This window comes from Mycobacterium pinniadriaticum, from assembly GCF_026242045.1.
Lineage (GTDB): Bacteria > Actinomycetota > Actinomycetes > Mycobacteriales > Mycobacteriaceae > Mycobacterium > Mycobacterium pinniadriaticum.
The window spans coordinates 148,333-165,320 of record NZ_JAPJDO010000006.1 but is presented as its reverse complement, the minus strand read 5'-3'; the positions used below and the strand labels follow the sequence as shown (position 1 = coordinate 165,320).

The following is a 16,988-nucleotide window of genomic DNA, read 5'->3' as shown; positions in this document are numbered from 1 at the left end:
TTCAGGCTACCGATTCAGCCGCGTACTGACCGTGGGGCGCACCGGTGTGCCGCCGTCCAGCAGCGATAACAGGGCGTCGATGTCTAGGTGGGCCACCAGTAGGTCGGCCATGACATCGAGTTGGGCATCTCGGCGGGCCGGCACGCTGATATCGGTGGCGACCTGGAAGCCCGGCCGGCCCGCGGCCGTCGCGGCCGCGGTGAGCCAGTCGCGGCGGAACTCGTCGTTGTCCAGCAGGCCGTGCCAATGGGTGCCGAACGCCGCGCCGCGGGCATAGCCCTGTGCAGCGCCGTCGGCGGAGAACCAGACGTCCTCGGCGCAGCGTGTCACCCGGCCGTGATGGATCTCGTAGCCGCTCAACGGGCCCGGCCAGTGCCGCAGCACCTTGTCGGGTGCGAAATCGATGTCGGCATCGAAAAGCCCCAGCCCGTCGACATCACCCGCGCCGGTTTCGACGGTGTCGCCGATCCGCCGACACAGCATCTGGAAGCCACCGCAAATGCCGAGCACGGGACGGCCGGCACCGGCATGGTCGACGATCGCGCCGGCCAGGCCGCGCTCACGCAGCCAGCCCAGGTCGGCGACGGTGGCCTTGCTGCCGGGGATCACGATGACATCGGCGTCGGCCACCTCCGCGGGGTCGACCGCCCAACGGACCAGCACGCCTGGTTCGCAGGCCAGCGCTTCGACGTCGGTGGAGTTCGAGATCCGTGGCAGGCGGATCGCCGCGACCCGCAGCCAGTGCTCCCCGCACGGCGGGGCCGGCGTCCCGACCAGGTGGCCGGCCACCACCGATACCGAGTCCTCGCTGTCCAACCACAGCTCGTCGCTGTAGGGCACGATCCCATAGGTGGGCCGGCCGGTGAGTTCGGCCAGCTGGTCGAGTCCCGGCGCGAGCAGCCCGGGATCACCGCGGAACTTGTTGACGATGAAGCCGGCGACCAGCGCCTGATCCTGCGCCGACAGCACGGCGACGGTGCCGAACAAATGCGCGAGCAGGCCACCGCGGTCGATGTCGCCGACGATCACGACGGGCAGGTTCGCGGCACGGGCCAGACCCATGTTCGCCAGATCGGTTGCACGCAAGTTTATTTCGGCGGGTGATCCGGCCCCCTCGCACAGCACCACATCGAAATCCGCTCGAAGCGAGGCCAGTTCGGCGGCGACCACCCCGGCCAGCCGGTCGCGGTGGCGGATGTAGTCGGCCGCGCCGACGGAGCCGACCGGCCGGCCCTTGACCACCAGCTGCGAGGTTCGGTCGCTGCCGGGTTTGAGCAGCACCGGGTTGAACCGGGTGCTGGGCTGCAGCCCGGCCGCACGCGCCTGCACACCTTGAGCCCGGCCGATCTCGCCGCCGTCGACGGTGACCACCGAGTTGTTGCTCATGTTCTGCGCTTTGAACGGCGCTACCCGAATCCCCTTGCGCGCCAACAGCCGGCAGAGTCCGGCGACGACCATCGACTTGCCGGCGTCCGATGTGGTGCCGGCAACGAGCAGCGCGCCCCTCACTTTCTTGCGCCGAGCAGACGCAAATGTCCCCAAACTCCCGGCGTGTCGGGTGCTTTTGTGACTGCTCGCGGGGAGGGTCTCACGGCGCCAAGGTCAGGATTTCCGCGCCATCCTCGGTGACGACCAGCGTGTGCTCGAACTGCGCGGTCCACTTGCGGTCCGTGGTGGCCACGGTCCAGCCGTCGTCCCAGATCTCATAGTCCAGCGCGCCCAGGTTGATCATCGGTTCGATGGTGAAGGTCATCCCCGGTTCGAGGACGGTCTCGACACTGGGCTGGTCGTAGTGGAGCACCACCAGGCCGTTGTGGAACGTCGTGCCGATTCCGTGCCCGGTGAAGTCGCGAACCACGTTGTAGCCGAACCGGTTTGCGTATGCCTCGATCACCCGGCCCACCACCGAAAGGGCCCGGCCGGGCTTGACGGCCTTGATGGCCCGCATCGTCGCCTCGTGGGTCCGCTCGACCAGGAGGCGGTGTTCCTCGCTGACGTCACCGGCGAGGAACGTGGCGTTGGTGTCGCCGTGCACCCCGTGAATGAAGGCGGTCACGTCGATGTTGACGATGTCGCCATCCTCGACGACGGTCGAGTCGGGGATGCCGTGGCAGATGATCTCGTTGAGCGACGTACAGCACGACTTCGGAAAGCCCTTGTAATGCAGGGTGGACGGGTAGGCACCGTGATCGACCATGTAGTCGTGGGCGATCCGGTCGAGCTCGTCGGTGGTCACCCCGGGCTCGACGGCCTTTCCCGCCTCGGCCAGCGCGCCTGCGGCGATGCGACCGGCGATGCGCATGTTCTCGATGACCTCGGGCGTCTGGACCCACGGCTCGCTGCCTTCGGCGACAGTCGACTTGCCGACGTATTCGGGACGCTCGATCGATTTCGGAACCGGAAGAGTCGGTGAGACCACTCCGGGACGGAGTGCACTGCGTACGGGCATATCGCCAGCTTAATGGCGACGGAGCAGCGGACGCTTGGGACCGCGGACGTTGACCGAACCCAGCACCACCCGACCGGTGAGTACGACGTGCGGGGTGCCCTCCGCCGGCGCGTCTTTGCGGCGGTCCCGCGCGCTACCGGCGTAGACGGTGACGTCGTCGATAGAGGCGCTCGCCCCGATCGGCAGCCGCAGGTCCACCGAACCGCGCACCATGTCGAGCTCGATGACGACGACGGGTCCAGCGAACCGGGCGTTGGTGAGGTCGAGGTCGACCGAGCCCATCCGGCGCACCAGTGCCAGCCGGGTCGGCACCATCCACTCGCCATGCCGTTTCAGCGAGCCCATCCAACCGCGCAGTTCCACCCGGTCGGCCGCCGAGGTGACGATGGCACCCGGCCCGGGCAGGTCGTCGACCAGTATCTCGAGGTCGGTCTGCATCCGCGCGGCCGACACCTGCGCCGAACGCTCTTCGAATTCGCCGATGTCGATCAGGCCCAGCGCGACGGCATTGTGCAGCCGCCGCAGCGTCCCGTTGCGGTCGGCATCGGACACCCGCAGCGCGGGGGTGTGGTCGAGTCCGGTCATGGCCATTCCACGGTACCCGTTCACCCATGTGAAAGGACCCGCCGTCAACCTCGGCTAACCTGGCCCGATGTTTGCCTTGCCGCGCCGCACCGTCCTGATCGGGGCCGCGGTCGCACCGATTGCCGCCTGCAACACCAATACCGGCGAGCTCGTCGCGTCCCCGACAGCCCCGGCAGCGGGCCAGGTGCTGGCTCCCGTCGCCGACATCCCGGTGGGTTCGGGCAAGGTGATCGGCGACACCGTCGTCACCCAGCCGACGGCCGGGGTGTTCGAGGGATTTGTCGCCCGCTGCACCCACGCCGGCTGCAAGCTGCCGTCGGTCACCGGTGCCACGCTGGACTGCCCGTGTCACGGCAGCCGGTTCGGGCTCGACGGCGCGGTGCTCCGCGGCCCGGCCATGGCGCCGCTGACCCCGGTGGCGGTGAAGGTCGCCGGCGGCGAGATCGTCGCCGGCTGACGCAAGCGCCCGTCACCAGGCCCCGTGATTAGTTGCCTCCCGGCAACCAACAACTTGCCTCTCGTCAATTAACGAGTAGCGAATTACTTGCATTCGACATCTCCGCAGCGGCTACTTTTACCTTCTGTCATAGCGATCGCACAGCTCACCGGGAGGTAACTATGAGCCAACGCACAGGAACTGTCATCAACAAATTCACCGGCGCGATCGCGGTCGGCGCGCTGACCGCCGGTGCACTCGCCACCACGGGGCTGGGCTCAGCTCCATCCGCCAACGCCACCTGCGCCTCGTTCTTCGGCATCGGCAACAGCGCCGATTGCGTCAGCACCCCGACCAGCATCGCCATCGCCATCGGCACCGGCTCGCAGGCATTGGCCTACGGGTGGTTCTCCAGTGCCGTCGCGGTCGGAAACTCCGCGATCGCTGTTGCCGGTGATGTTGTCCAGACCAACATCTTCGACTTCGGCACGGCGATCGGCAACAACGCCCTCGCGCAGGCTACCGGGATCGTGGGAATGGCGACCCAACTGGGCTCGAACGGGGTAGCCGTCGCGGTCGCGTCGACATCGCTGAACTATCTGGGTCTCAATACCGCCCTCAACGTCTCACTCGGGACCACCGTCGTCGGCGGCAGCGTGGTCGAAGCTATTGGCAAGGGCAACCTCGCCGTCAACCTGTTCGGCAACGGGACCGGTGGTGGCCACCTCGCCTACGCCCTGGGCACCCTCAACACCGCATGGACGGTCGGCGGGACCAACAACAAAGCCATCGCGAACGGTGGCAACGGCAACGCGGCATTCGCCGACTTCGGCAGCGGTAACACCGTGGCCGCCGGACCGGGTCCGCTGGCGATCGCCGGGTCGATCCTGCAAACCGGGCAGGTCGTCACGAAGTCCGGCCCCGGCTTCAACATCAACGGCATCAAGGTCGGCGGAGCTGCCGCAACCGATACCACCACCGCCGCAGCACAGCACACCGCCAAGCCCGGCACCGGCCGGTCGGCCCGACCGGCCGGCGCTACCAACACGGGCAAGAAGGCTTCCCGGCACGCCGCCCGCCACACCGGAGGCAGCAAGAGAGGCTAGCGCCCACCGCCGCCGGTCGCCGCGCTCCGGCGCGTCATACCGGGACCGGGTGCTGAGGCGAGCCGGTCGAGTCCGGCCGGCCGCTCAGTGCCCGACCTTCCCGTTCGTGCCGGCGTGACCCGCGCCCCCGGGAGCTCCGGGGCTTCCGCCGAGACCGTCGGCACCCTTGTCCTCCGGATTCGGACCGGCACCGCCCGTACCGCCGCTGCCCGCGGCGCCGCCCTGGCCGCCGTTGAGACCTGGGTTGCCACCCCCACCAGGGTTGCCGTTGAGGCCGCCCCGCCCGAACACCCCGAACACCCCGGTGGAGCCGCCGCGCCCGGCGTTGCCGCCGTTACCGCCGTTGCCGGCCGCACCGCCGTCGCCACCGTCGCCGCCGACACCGCCGTGGCCGCCGCTGCCCGCCGTTCCACTCGCGGCTCCGCCGCCACCACCGTCACCGCCGGGGCCGCCGTCGGCGCCCGCGGCGCCATTGCCGCCGTCACCACCGTCGCCGCCGTTGCCCCCGGTGGCGAACACCCCGCCGTGGCCGCCGTAGCCGCCCTGTCCGCCGTTGCTCCCACTGCCGCCGGCGGTACCGACGCCACCGTTGCCGCCGTCACCGCCGACACCACCGATGGCGAAGCTATCGGCATCGTCGCCTGCGGCCGCGTTCCCGCCGCCGCCGCCCTGACCGCCGGCAGCCCCGCCGGGCGTGCCGTCGGCTCCCGCGCCACCGTCGCCGGCGGCGGCATCGCTGTCGGTCGTCGCCGCGTCACCACCGGTGCCGCCGTCTCCACCGTTGCCGTTGACGCCGAATCCGGTCCCCGGGGTGCCGGCGATTCCGTTTCCGGCCTGGGCGACTCCGCTGGCGACGATGTCGTCGGGACCGGGCGCGCCATTGGTACCCGCCGTGCCGCTGGCTGGGTTGGTGGCCGGTAGACCGTCGACACCGGCGCCACCGTTACCACCGTTGCCGCCCTTGCCGAACAGCGACACGGGGCCGGCGCTGCCGCCGCGGCCGCCGTCACCGCCGTCGAGTGGCGTCCCGTCGGCGGCGTAGGTGCCGTCGCCGCCGTTGCCGGCGCCACCGCCGTTGCCGAACAGGGAGAGCATCCCGGCATTGCCGCCACTGCCCCCGTTGGCGGCGAGACCGCCGTCGGCGCCCTTTCCGCCGTTGCCCCAGAACAATCCGGCAGCGCCGCCGCCACCTCCGTTCTGGCCCACCTCGACGCCGGCGGCACCGTTGCCCCCATTACCGATCAACAATCCGGCGCGGACCCCGTTGCCGCCGGGCACCGTCGCGTCGGCGCCATTGCTGATGAAGATGTTGAGGATCGGGATCTGGCCGGCGGCGTCGACGAACGAGTTGATCTGGGCCTCCGGGTTGAACGCGGCCGTTGCCAGCGCGGCCGGCCGGGCAGGTGCCGCGGCGCTGGAGACCAAGCCGGACGAACACCCCGTATTCATCATCAGACACTGCAGGCCCGCCGACGTGTCCGGACCGGGTGCGGCGTGGGCCGCACCTGCATTGGCCAAGAACAGCGCGGCTCCCGCGATCGCCGTTCCCGCCAATGCGTACGGGACAACCGATTTGGGCACGGGCCTTGGGCCGGGGGCGGCAGACGCGGACACGACACTCCTTATGAGACGGTTGGTTAGCGCCGGCGCGGATCTTTGCCGCCGGAGATGACTTGCCAAGTGGAGATGTTAGCCACGTTCGCTACCACAGTCGTCAATTTCGGCTGTGCCGGGCAATTTCCAGAACGTTGCCAGTGGGTTGTCAGGCAAGATAGTCGGTGGGCAGCTCGCTGAACATCATCTTGACCATCCGCACCGCGTACTCCGAACTGCCACCACCCACGATCAGCGCCGCGAACGCGAGGTCACCGCGGTAGCCGGCGAACCAGGCGTGCGAGCCGCCGGCGAACTCGGCTTCACCGGTCTTGCCGCGGACATCACCGGCATCGTTGATGTCCTTCGCGGTGCCGTTGGTCACCACCAGCCGCATCATCGGACGCAGACCGTCGAGCATGGCCGGGGTGATCGGCGGGTGATCGCCGGTCTCCCCCGTGTGGCTGCCCACGATCAGGTACGGACTGGGGGTCTTGCCCGCGGCGACGGTCGCGGCGGCCAGCGCCATTCCGAACGGGGTGACCAGAACCTTGCCCTGCCCGAAACCGTCCTCGGTGCGTTCGGCCAGGTTCACCGTCGGGGGCACCGTGCCGGTCACGGTGGTGAGCCCGTCGACGGTGTAGTCCGGGCCGATGCCGTACTGCGACGCCGCCACCGTCAGCGCGGTCGGCGGCATCCGACTGGCCAACTCGGCGAACGTGGTGTTGCACGAATTGGCGAACGCCTTGGCCATCGGGACGGTCCCGAGGTCGAACTTGTTGTAGTTCGGGATCGTGCGGTGGCCGATGTCGATCTCGCCCGGGCAGCCCAGCAGCGTGTTGGGGGTGGCCATGTCGCGGTCGATGGCCGCGCCGGCGGTGACGATCTTGAACGTCGACCCGGGTGGGTAGAGGCCCGTTGTGGCCGCCGGGCCATCGGCGTCGGCCGCCGCGTTCTGCGCCACCGCCAGGATCTCGCCGGTGGATGGCCTGATCACGACCATCATGGCCTTGCGGCCCTGGGTGTCGACGGCGTGCTGGGCGGCGTTCTGCACCGACCGGTCCAGGGTGATCGAGATCGACGGCGCGGGCTTGGCCGCCACCTCGTGCAGAACGTCGACGTCGGCGCCGTTCTGATTCACGCTGACGATGCGCCAGCCAGCCTCACCGTCGAGCTCGTCGACCACCGCCTTCTTGACCTCGCTGATGACCGCCGGCGCGAAATGGTCGTCGGTGGGCAGCAGGTCGGCCTGCGGGGTCACCACGACGCCGGGCAGGTCGTCCAGCACCTGGCCGACCTTGTCATGATCTGCCGGCCGCAGCGTGATGAGGTCCAGCGGGTTGCTCTGCGAGCTGGCCTGCTCAGCCAGCCGCTGCGGGTCCAGGGTGTTGTCGAACTGGCGCAGCTGGTCGGCCACCACCCGCGAGGTCGCCATCAGCGCGCTACCGGCCTTGGCGGCGTCGAGCTGATAGCGATAGAGATTGCCCGGCTTCAACACGTCAGTGCCGCCGACTTCGTTGACGGAGGCTCGCCGCGGCTGGTCGGCGCGCAACGAAAAGTGCTGGTGCTCACCAAGCTTGGGATGCAGTCCGGCGGGAGTCCACCGCACGTGCCAGCTGCCTTCGTCGCGGATCATCTGCAGCACGCCGTCATAGGTCCAGGACCGTTTCTTGGGCAACTGCCAGGTGAAGCGGTAGTTCACGCTGCCGGTGTCCTCGGTGTAGCGCGAGCCGAGGATCTGGGCCTCGAGGTGGGTGGCCTGCAGACCGGCCCACGCCTCGTTGAGGGCGGCTTGGGCGTCGGCGGGCCGGTCGGAGAGTTGGGCCGCGGCGGCGGTGTCACCCTTGCTCAGGTCAGCGAAGAACTTTGCCGCGGCGGGGCCCGGTCCATCCGGGCGCGGGGTGCACGCCGACAACGTCGCCGACGCCGCCACCACCGCGAGAATCGAGGTGATTCCTGTGACTCGTGTTGCTAATGGGGTGCAAGTAGCCATTGGGGCAGATGTTATGAGCCCGTGACCCCAGATCGTTGGAGGCGCACCGGTGCTCGGGCACGGAGATTCAGTCCAGCAGCACGGTGGCGAACGTCCCGACCTCGGTGAAGCCGACTCGCGCATAGGCCGCACGGGCGACCACATTGAAACTGTTGACGTACAAGCTGGCGATCCGCCCGCTGTCGACCACCGCCGCGGCCACGGCCGCGGTGCCCGCCGTACCCAGCCCGTGGCCGCGCCACTCCGGATGCACCCAGACCCCCTGGATCTGGCCGACCACCGGGGACTGTGACCCCACCTCGGCCTTGAACACCACCTGTCCGTGCTCGAAGCGGGCATAGGCCCGGCCCGCCGCGATCAGGCTGGCGACGCGGCGGCGGTATCCGCGACCGCCATCGCCGATCCGCGGGTCGATCCCGACCTCACCGATGAACATGTCGATGGCGGCCACCAGATAAGCGTCGAGTTCATCGACCCGCACCCGGCGGACCGCCGGGTCGACCCGGCAGGCCGGCGGTCCACCCAGTGCCATCAACGGTTGCCGGTCGCGGACATCGCGGGCTGGACCCCACGCGTGTTGGAGGCGGTCCCACATCGGCAGCACCAGCTCGGCCCGACCGACCAGAGACGAACAGCGCCGCGCGGTGCTCATCGCCTTATCGGAGAACGCATGAAGGTCGGATTGGGCACCGCGCAACGGGATCAGGTTGGCTCCTGCGTAGCACAGCGATTCTTCGGTGCGCCGCCGCGTCCACAGCTCACCGCCGATCGCCTGCGGCTCGACGCCGTGATCGGCGACCCGAGCGGCCACCATGCAGGAACCGACCGGATCGTCGGCGAGTACCCGGCCCACCGCCACAACGTCGCGCACCACCGTCACCCGTCGTTCGTCGGTCAGACGAAACAGTGGCGGAGCCGACATGGCAGTTACTTTCTGCGGGTGTGAACCCCCAGCGGGTTACGCCATCAGCTTACGGTGACCACCGGTGAACCGCTGGCAGATGTGCCGGTGTCACGCTGAGCCTCACCAATCTCGGAGGCGAGTCGCATCGCCTCCTCGATCAACGTCTCGACGATCTGCGCCTCGGGAACGGTCTTGATCACTTCGCCCTTGACGAAGATCTGGCCCTTGCCGTTACCCGACGCCACCCCGAGGTCGGCCTCTCGCGCCTCGCCCGGCCCGTTGACGACGCAGCCCATCACCGCGACCCGCAGCGGCACGTCGAGCCCGTCGAGACCCGCGGACACCGCGTTGGCCAGTGTGTAGACATCGACCTGGGCGCGCCCGCAGGACGGGCAGGACACGATCTCCAGCCCGCGCGGCCGCAGGTTCAGCGACTCCAGGATCTGGATGCCGACCTTGACCTCTTCCACCGGTGGCGCGGACAGCGACACCCGGATGGTGTCGCCGATCCCCCGCGACAGCAACGCACCGAATGCGACCGCCGACTTGATGGTGCCCTGGAACGCCGGTCCGGCCTCGGTCACCCCGAGATGCAATGGGTAATCACACTTTTCGGCCAGTTGTTCGTAGGCCGCGACCATCACGACCGGATCGTTGTGCTTCACACTGATCTTGATGTTGCCGAAGCCGTGCTCCTCGAACAGCGAGGCCTCCCACAGCGCGGACTCGACGAGCGCCTCCGGGGTGGCCTTGCCGTACTTCTCCATGAAGCGCTTGTCCAGCGATCCGGCGTTGACACCGATGCGGATCGGGATGCCCGCCGCCCCGGCCGCCTTGGCGACCTCGCCGACCCGACCGTCGAACTCCTTGATGTTGCCGGGGTTGACCCGGACCGCCGCGCAGCCGGCATCGATCGCGGCGAAGATGTACTTGGGCTGGAAATGGATGTCGGCGATCACCGGAATATTGCTGTGCTTGGCGATCTCGGCCAGCGCGTCGGCGTCTTCCTGCCGCGGGCAGGCCACCCGGACGATGTCGCAACCGGCCGCGGTCAGCTCGGCGATCTGCTGCAGCGTGGTGTTGACGTCATGGGTTTTGGTGGTGCACATCGACTGCACCGAGATCGGGTAGTCGCTGCCGACGCCGACATCGCGCACCATGAGCTGGCGCGTTTTTCGGCGGGGTGCGAGTACGGGCGCCGGCGGAGCCGGCATCCCCAGACCGATGGAGGTCACTGTCGTCTCCTATTGGAACAGTCGGATCGGGTTGACCAGGTCGGCGGTGACGGTCAACAGCATGTAGCCGACCACCACGACGAGGATCACGTAGGTGGCCGGCATCAGCTTCAGGTAATTCACCGGCGCCGCGGCAACCTTGCCGCGTGCCGATCTGATGACGTTGCGGATCTTTTCGAACACGGCGATCGCGATGTGGCCCCCGTCGAACGGCAGCAGCGGCACCAGGTTGATCGCGCCGAGCACGAAATTGAGCTGAGCCAAGAAGAACCAGAACGCGACCCACAGGCCGTGGTCGACGGTATCGCCGCCGATGATGCTGGCCCCCACCACGCTGATCGGCGTCTCGGGATCCCGCTCGCCGCCGCCGATCGAGTGCACGAGGGCGCCGACCTTGGTGGGGATCTTCGCCAGCGACTTGCCCAGTTCGACGGCCAGGTCACCGGTGAAGGTGAAGGTGGCCGGTACCGCGGTCAGCAGGTTGTACTGCGCGGGCGGGAATGTCGCCGCGCTGACACCGATGGCACCGACGCTGGTGGGCACCGGCTCGCCGCCCTTCTCTTTGGCCGCGTACCGCTGGGTGGGCGTGACGTCGACGGTGGTGGTGATCTCGCGGGTGGTGCCGTTTTCGGAGCGCTGCAGAACGAACGGCGTCGGGCCGGCGGCCTTGCGTACGGCGGTGACCAGCTCGTCGAAGTTCTTCACGTCGGTACCGCCGACCTTGACGACGACGTCACCGGCCTTGACGCCGGCCAGCGCGGCCGGGCCGGGCCCGGTGCAGTCGCCGAGCTTGCCCTGGGTGACCTCTGGTGCGACACACTGAGTTTCGCCGATGACGGCGGTGGTCGGGGCGTGCAGGTTGGGCAGACCCCAGATGACGGCGATCGAATAGATGAGCACCAGGCCGATCAGGAAGTTCATCGCGGGCCCGGCGAACAGGACCGCCACCCGCTTCCAGGTGTCCTGCTTGAACATCGCGTAGGGCCGCTCTTCGGGCTTGAGCTCCTCGACCGACGTCATGCCGGCGATATCGCAGAAGCCACCGAGCGGGACGGCCTTGAGACCGTACTCGGTGGAGCCGAGCTTGTTGGGCCGGTGTGTCGACCACAGGGTGGGACCGAATCCCACGAAGTAGCGGCGCACCTTCATTCCGGTGGCCCTGGCCACCCACATGTGACCGCACTCGTGCAGCGCCACCGAGAGCAGGATGGCGAGCGCGAACAGCACGATGCCGATAACGAACATCATCGGATTGCAGCGACCTCCTGTGTGACGGCCTCGCGGGCGCGTTGCCGTGCCCAGCGCTGCGCGTCAAGTACTTCTTCCACGGTAGCGGGTTCGGCGGCCCACTGGTCGGCGGCGTGCAGGACGTCGGCAATTGTTCGCACGATGGAAGGGAACCTGATCTTGCCGTCGAGGAAGGCCTCGGCAGCCTCTTCGTTGGCGGCGTTGTACACCGCGGTCAGGCAACCGCCGGTCCGCCCGGCGTACCGGGCCAGGTCGACGGCCGGGAAAACCGATGCGTCCAGCGGCTCGAACTCCCAGGTGGAAGCGGTGGTGAAGTCGCAGGCGGCGGCCGCCGCCGGCACCCGGTCCGGCCAGCCCAACGCCAGCGAGATCGGCAGCTTCATGTCCGGCGGGCTGGCCTGGGCGATGGTGGAGCCGTCGGTGAACGTCACCATCGAGTGCACGATCGACTGCGGATGCACGACGACATCGATGTCGTCGTACCCGATTCCGAACAGCAGGTGCGTCTCGATCAATTCCAGGCCTTTGTTGACCAGCGACGCCGAGTTCAGCGTGTTCATCGGGCCCATGTTCCAGGTGGGATGGGCGCCGGCCTGTTCGGGCGTGACGGGCTCGAGCTTGGCGGCCGACCAGCCGCGGAACGGGCCGCCGGAGGCGGTGAGGACCAGTTTGGCGACCTCACCCGCACTGCCGGCGCGCAGGCACTGGGCCAGCGCCGAATGCTCGGAATCGACCGGCACGATCTGGCCGGGACGCGCGGCCTTGACCACCAGCGGCCCGCCGGCGACCAGCGATTCCTTGTTGGCCAGCGCCAAGCGGGCGCCGCTGGCCAGCGCGGCCAGGGTCGGTTGCAGGCCCAGCGCCCCGACCAGAGCGTTGAGCACGACGTCCGCCTCGGTGTTCTCCACGAGCCGGGTCACCCCGTCGGGGCCGCTGTAGGGGACGTCACCGAGCTGATCGGCGGCATTGGGGTCGGCGACGGCGATATCGGTCACACCGGTATCAGCGCGCTGGCGGGCCAGCAGCTCGGGGTTTCCGCCACCGGCGGCCAGCCCGACGACTTCGAAGCGGTCCGGGTTCTCGGCGATGACCTCGAGCGCCTGGGTGCCGATGGAACCGGTGCTGCCCAGGATCAGGACCTTGAGGCGGTTGGCGGAGCTCACCCGAACAATTGTGCCGCCTTGTCAGCCCGCTTCGGCAATCCCGGACAACTCCGGCGGCTTGCGGGTCAGTCCCCGGGTGAGGACCAGCAGATAGCCGATGCCCAGAGCCAGCCAGCTCAAGCCCACGGTCAAGGCCCGCGAATCGAGATGGACGAGCAGGTAGACATCCACGCCCGCGCCGACGAGCGGCAACGCGACATAGCGCCATCTGCTCAGCGGCGCGTCGCGGTGCCGCACGAAGTACGCGATGACGCTGAGGTTCGCCATCGTGAACGCCGTGAAAGCACCGAAATTGATGAACGACGTGGAGGTCGCGACGTTGAGGAACATCGCGGCCAGCCCGATCGTCCCGGCCAACGCGATGTTGAACACGGGGGTGCGGAACCGCTCGAGAACCATCCCGAACGCGCGGCGCGGCAGCACGCCGTCGCGGCCCATCGCGTAGAGCAGTCGTGCCACCGCGGCCTGCGCCGCCAGCCCGGAGGTGAACTGGCCGATCGCCAGAGCGGCGACGAAGACCGCGGCGAACGCACTGCCCCCCACTGTTCTGGCGATGTCCTCGGCCAGCGACCCCGGATGGGGGAAGACGCTGCCCGGCGATACCAGGCTGACGAAGTAGGCCACCGCAACGAACACGGCGCCGCCGATCAACGCGACCAGGACGATGGCGGTGGGAATGGTGCGCTGCGCGTCGTGGGTCTCCTCGGTGAGGGTGCTGACGGCGTCGAAGCCCAGAAACGAGTACGCGGCGACCGCGGCCCCGGCGGCGATCGCCGAGAAACCCCCGGTGCCGGTGAACGGGACCGGCGACGCCAGAGGTTGAGAGTTCGCGACCAGGTGCACGATCGTGAGCGCCACAAACAGTGTCACGATGAGCAGCTGGAACGACATCAGCACGAAGTTGGCCCGATCGGCGACCTTCAGACCCACGATGTTGAGCGCCGTGGTCGCCACGACGAACACGACGACCCAAAGCCAAATCGGAATCCCGGGAAACTGTCCCTTGAGATAGGTGCTCCCGATCAGCCAGACCACCAGCGGTAGGAACAGGTAGTCGAGCAGGATCGCCCAGCCGATCAAGAATCCGAGCCGGGAGTCCAGGGCATTGCGGACGTAGGTGTACGCCGAGCCCGCGATCGGGTAATGCCTCGCCATCAGGCCGTAGCTCATCGCGGTGAACAGCATCGCGACCGTGGCCAGCAGGTAGGAGCCGGCGCTGCCGCCGTGGGATTTCTCGGCGATGACCCCGAAGATGCCGAGCACGATGATCGGCGTCATGTAGGCCAGGCCGAACAGGACGACTGACCGCAGCCGCAACGTCTTTTTCAAACCCGGCTGATGCGCTGCGGTCATCGCGGGCCTGACCGTCGGTCACCGTCCACCGTCATCACGCTAACGCGGACACCGGGTGTCCTGCCTTCCAGGACTCCGGCAGCATGGAGACATGCCGTCCACGCTGCTGTGGTTTCGGCGCGATTTGCGCCTGCACGACCTGCCACCCCTGCTGGAGGCCGCCGCCGATGACGCCGAGGTGCTCGGCTGCTTCGTGTTGGATCCACGGCTGGAGAAATCCGCGGGCCCGCGCCGGTTGCAGTTCCTCGGCGACTCGCTGCGGGCGCTCTCCGATGCCCTGGCGGGCCGGCTGCTGATCACCCGCGGCCGGCCCGAGCAACGAATACCCCTGCTGTGCCGGGAGATCGAGGCCACCGAGGTCCATGTCTCGGCCGATTTCAGCCCCTTCGGAGTACGCCGCGACGAGGCCGTCGCCGCCGCGCTGACCGACGCGGGCGTGGCGCTTCGGGCCACCGGCTCGCCGTACCTGGTGTCGCCGGGGCGGGTCACCAAGGACGACGGGACCCCCTACAAGGTCTTCACCCCGTATCTGGCCCGGTGGCGGGAGATCGGCTGGCGCGCACCCGCGCCGTCCGCGACGGCGGCAGTGAACTGGATCGACCCTGCCGCCCTGCCGTCCGAGTTCCGGGTGGACGCGCCGGACCCCGGCGCCGAGCTGGACATCGAGGCGGGCGAGGCGGCCGCACTGGACCGGTGGGCGGAGTTCGTCGACTCCCGTTTGGCCGATTACGCCGAGGACCGTAACCGACCGGACAGGCCGGGTATCAGCCGAATGTCGGCGCACCTGAAATTCGGGACGATCCATCCCCGGACCATGGCCGCCGACCTGGACTTCCGCGCCGACGGTCCGGGGGCTTATCTGCGCGAGCTGGCGTTCCGCGATTTCTATGCCGCGGTGCTGCACCAGTGGCCGGACAGCGCGTGGCGGAACTGGAACCGCACCTTCGACACCATCGAAGTCGACACCGACGACGGCGCCGCCGAGCTGTTCGACGCATGGAAACGGGGCCGCACGGGCTATCCGATCGTCGACGCCGGAATGCGCCAGCTGCGCGAATCCGGCTTCATGCACAACCGGGTGCGCATGATCGTGGCGTCATTCCTGGTCAAGGACCTGCACCTGCCGTGGCAGTGGGGTGCGCGCTGGTTTCTCGAGCAATTGGTCGACGGTGATATCGCCAACAATCAGCACGGCTGGCAGTGGTGCGCCGGCTCGGGAACCGACGCCGCACCGTACTTCCGGGTGTTCAACCCGACCACTCAGGGCCAGAAGTTCGATCCCGACGGTGATTACGTGCGGCGCTGGGTGCTCGAGCTGGCCGACGTCGACGACGTGCACAAGCTCAAGGGTGGGCGGCCCGCCGACTATCCGGATCCGATCGTCGAGCACGCCGCCGAACGCGCGGAGGCGCTGCGGCGTTACGGCCGGATCGGCTGAGCCGGCACCGGGCTGGTGTGCCAGAATTACGGGCAATTGCCGAGTGACAGGAGCCGCAATGGTCAGCACCGAGGTGGAGCGCTACAACGACGTCGACCCAGCCGACGTACCCTCGGCCGCCTGGGGTTGGAGCAAGATCACCCCGCGCACCTGGCACGGTCTCGGTATCTTCATCGGCCTGTTCCTGCTGGCGATGCTGCGCGGCAACCACGTCGGCCACGTCGAGGACTGGGTGCTCATCGTCTGCGCGATCCTGGTGTTCGGTGTGGTCGCGCGCGACTGGTGGGGTCGCCGCCGCGGCTGGATCCGCTGATTCTCTGCGTCGAGATCGACGTTTTGCCGCGATCCACTCGCACTTTGTCTGCGAAATGTCGGTTTCGGCGAAAGGCTGGCTAGCCGCTGGCCGCTAGTTGCCCACAGGCCGCCGCGATTTCCCGTCCGCGGGTGTCGCGGACCGTGCACGACACCCCCTGAGCCCGGACCCGCCGGACGAACTCCCGCTCCACCGGTTTGGGACTGGCGTCCCATTCGCTGCCCGGGGTCGGGTTGAGCGGGATCAGGTTGACGTGGACCAGCGGGCCGAGCGCCTTGTGCAGCTTCTTGCCCAGCAGATCGGCCCGCCACGGCTGGTCGTTGACGTCACGGATCAGGGCGTACTCGATCGACACCCGCCGGCCCGTCGCATCGGCGTAGTACCGGGCCGCATCAAGGACCTCGCTGACCTTCCAGCGGTTGTTCACCGGCACCAGGGTGTCGCGCAGCTCGTCGTCGGGAGTGTGCAACGACAGCGCCAGCGTCACCCCCAGATGCTCGTCGGCGAGCTTGCGGATCGCCGGTGCCAGCCCCACCGTCGACACCGTCACCGACCGCGCCGAGATCCCGAACCCCTCCGGTGGCGCCGCGGTGATGCGCCGCACGGCGGCCAGCACGCGCGCGTAGTTGGCCAGCGGCTCACCCATGCCCATGAACACCACATTGGACAGGCGCTCACCAAACTCGTCGCGCGAGGTCACCGCCGCGGCCCGCACCTGCTCGAGGATCTCGGCGGTGCTCAGGTTGCGGGTCAGCCCGCCCTGGCCGGTCGCGCAGAACGGGCAGGCCATGCCGCAGCCGGCCTGCGAGGAGATGCACACCGTGTTGCGGTTCGGGTAGCGCATCAGCACCGACTCGAAGGTGGTGCCGTCGTGGGCGCGCCACAAGGTCTTTCGGGTCTCCCCCGCGTCGCACTCGATTTCGCGAGCCACCGAGAGCAGCCGCGGGAACAGCGCGTCGGCGACCGTGTCGCGCACGGCCGCGGGAAGGTCGGTCATCTGCTGCGGGTCGGCGAGCAGCCGGCCGTAGTACTGCTGTGCCAGCTGCTTGGCCCGAAACGCGGGCAGTCCGAGCTCCGCCACCGCGGCCGCTCTGCCCTCGGCGTCCAGGTCGGCGAGATGGCGTGGCGGCAGCGCACGCCGCGGCGCCTCGAAAACGAGCTCCTGTTTCATC

General features: G+C 68.7%; 15 protein-coding genes. 4 read left to right on the top strand and 11 right to left on the bottom strand.

Going from position 1 to position 16,988, the window contains the following annotated elements; genetic code table 11:
• Window positions 1–6 precede the first annotated feature (6 nt).
• The 3 genes from ORI27_RS09695 to ORI27_RS09685 form a co-directional block, all read right to left on the bottom strand.
• The gene (locus ORI27_RS09695) at window positions 7–1,509 is read right to left on the bottom strand and encodes a cobyric acid synthase (RefSeq protein WP_265996542.1); all 1,503 of its coding nucleotides are present in this window, start codon (window positions 1,507–1,509) and stop codon (window positions 7–9) included.
• Between the two features lie 79 nt (window positions 1,510–1,588).
• A complete protein-coding gene (gene map, locus ORI27_RS09690; protein WP_265996541.1) occupies window positions 1,589–2,449 on the bottom strand; it encodes a type I methionyl aminopeptidase in 861 nt (286 codons plus the stop codon).
• A 9-nt stretch (window positions 2,450–2,458) separates the two neighbouring features.
• The gene (locus ORI27_RS09685) at window positions 2,459–3,040 is read right to left on the bottom strand and encodes a DUF1707 SHOCT-like domain-containing protein (RefSeq protein ID WP_407666259.1); all 582 of its coding nucleotides are present in this window, start codon (window positions 3,038–3,040) and stop codon (window positions 2,459–2,461) included.
• Window positions 3,041–3,101: 61 nt separating this feature from the next.
• Between ORI27_RS09685 and ORI27_RS09680 the strand changes: the two genes are divergently transcribed.
• Both ORI27_RS09680 and ORI27_RS09675 read left to right on the top strand, forming a co-directional pair.
• The gene (locus tag ORI27_RS09680; RefSeq protein WP_265996539.1) at window positions 3,102–3,491 is read left to right on the top strand and encodes a QcrA and Rieske domain-containing protein; all 390 of its coding nucleotides are present in this window, start codon (window positions 3,102–3,104) and stop codon (window positions 3,489–3,491) included.
• 161 nt (window positions 3,492–3,652) lie between these two features.
• Entirely contained in the window at window positions 3,653–4,576 is a 924-nt protein-coding gene (locus tag ORI27_RS09675) for a hypothetical protein (RefSeq protein ID WP_265996538.1), read from the top strand.
• A gap of 84 nt (window positions 4,577–4,660) precedes the next feature.
• On the opposite strand, the gene ORI27_RS09670 is transcribed toward ORI27_RS09675, so the two are convergent.
• The 7 genes from ORI27_RS09670 to ORI27_RS09640 all read right to left on the bottom strand — a co-directional run bounded on the left by ORI27_RS09670 (window position 4,661) and on the right by ORI27_RS09640 (window position 14,065).
• Complete coding sequence (locus tag ORI27_RS09670) at window positions 4,661–6,190, bottom strand: PGRS repeat-containing protein (RefSeq protein ID WP_265996537.1); 1,530 nt, start codon at window positions 6,188–6,190, stop codon at window positions 4,661–4,663.
• Window positions 6,191–6,338: 148 nt separating this feature from the next.
• Window positions 6,339–8,162 carry a penicillin-binding transpeptidase domain-containing protein gene (locus tag ORI27_RS09665; RefSeq protein ID WP_265996535.1) on the bottom strand — a complete coding sequence of 608 codons (1,824 nt, stop codon included), beginning with the start codon at window positions 8,160–8,162 and terminating at the stop codon, window positions 6,339–6,341.
• Window positions 8,163–8,229: 67 nt separating this feature from the next.
• The gene (locus tag ORI27_RS09660; RefSeq protein ID WP_265996534.1) at window positions 8,230–9,084 is read right to left on the bottom strand and encodes a GNAT family N-acetyltransferase; all 855 of its coding nucleotides are present in this window, start codon (window positions 9,082–9,084) and stop codon (window positions 8,230–8,232) included.
• Window positions 9,085–9,128: 44 nt separating this feature from the next.
• Window positions 9,129–10,280 (bottom strand): flavodoxin-dependent (E)-4-hydroxy-3-methylbut-2-enyl-diphosphate synthase, encoded by a 1,152-nt coding sequence (ispG, locus tag ORI27_RS09655; RefSeq protein ID WP_265996644.1) that lies wholly within the window; start codon window positions 10,278–10,280, stop codon window positions 9,129–9,131.
• Between the two features lie 30 nt (window positions 10,281–10,310).
• Window positions 10,311–11,549 (bottom strand): M50 family metallopeptidase, encoded by a 1,239-nt coding sequence (locus tag ORI27_RS09650; protein ID WP_265996533.1) that lies wholly within the window; start codon window positions 11,547–11,549, stop codon window positions 10,311–10,313.
• Window positions 11,546–12,721 (bottom strand): 1-deoxy-D-xylulose-5-phosphate reductoisomerase, encoded by a 1,176-nt coding sequence (gene dxr / locus ORI27_RS09645; RefSeq protein ID WP_265996643.1) that lies wholly within the window; start codon window positions 12,719–12,721, stop codon window positions 11,546–11,548. Before dxr ends, ORI27_RS09650 begins: the two co-directional genes overlap by 4 nt.
• 12 nt (window positions 12,722–12,733) lie before the next feature.
• Window positions 12,734–14,065, bottom strand: coding sequence for an APC family permease (locus tag ORI27_RS09640; RefSeq protein WP_265996532.1), 1,332 nt, complete (start codon window positions 14,063–14,065; stop codon window positions 12,734–12,736).
• A 91-nt stretch (window positions 14,066–14,156) separates the two neighbouring features.
• On the opposite strand from ORI27_RS09640, the gene ORI27_RS09635 reads away from it, so the two are divergent.
• Window positions 14,157–15,503 carry a cryptochrome/photolyase family protein gene (locus tag ORI27_RS09635; RefSeq protein ID WP_265996531.1) on the top strand — a complete coding sequence of 449 codons (1,347 nt, stop codon included), beginning with the start codon at window positions 14,157–14,159 and terminating at the stop codon, window positions 15,501–15,503.
• 58 nt (window positions 15,504–15,561) lie between these two features.
• Window positions 15,562–15,816 carry a DUF2631 domain-containing protein gene (locus ORI27_RS09630; RefSeq protein WP_265996530.1) on the top strand — a complete coding sequence of 85 codons (255 nt, stop codon included), beginning with the start codon at window positions 15,562–15,564 and terminating at the stop codon, window positions 15,814–15,816.
• A gap of 79 nt (window positions 15,817–15,895) precedes the next feature.
• Here ORI27_RS09630 and rlmN read toward each other — a convergent pair whose 3' ends face one another.
• Window positions 15,896–16,987 carry a 23S rRNA (adenine(2503)-C(2))-methyltransferase RlmN gene (gene rlmN / locus ORI27_RS09625; RefSeq protein WP_265996529.1) on the bottom strand — a complete coding sequence of 364 codons (1,092 nt, stop codon included), beginning with the start codon at window positions 16,985–16,987 and terminating at the stop codon, window positions 15,896–15,898.
• Window position 16,988: the final 1 nt, after the last annotated feature.